We start from the raw sequence: 233 nt of genomic DNA, 5'->3' as shown, positions 1-233 counted from the left end.
AACAGCAATACCGGAATAATGGTTGCCAAAATGATGATAAGACCTCCCATGGTAGGTGTTCCTTCTTTTTGCTTTTGTCCGTCTAGCCCAAGGTCACGTACTAATTCACCCATCTGCTTTGTTCTAAGGTAATTGATCACTCTTTTACCATAAACAAGTGCAATAATTAAAGAGAACAGTACAGCCATTCCGGCACGGAAGGAGATGTATTTCAACATTCCTAATCCCGGAAC

Annotated in this window: 1 pseudogene; it reads right to left on the bottom strand. The window is 41.2% G+C overall.

The annotated features are described in order from the left end of the window. Positions 1 to 233: pseudogene (locus SB679_RS26415) on the bottom strand (phospho-N-acetylmuramoyl-pentapeptide-transferase); the annotation flags it as partial.

The sequence above is a fragment of the Chryseobacterium sp. SIMBA_029 genome, from assembly GCF_046535275.1.
GTDB lineage: Bacteria > Bacteroidota > Bacteroidia > Flavobacteriales > Weeksellaceae > Chryseobacterium.
The sequence above is the reverse complement of the archived record's forward strand: the minus strand, read 5'-3'. Positions and strand labels throughout refer to the sequence as shown.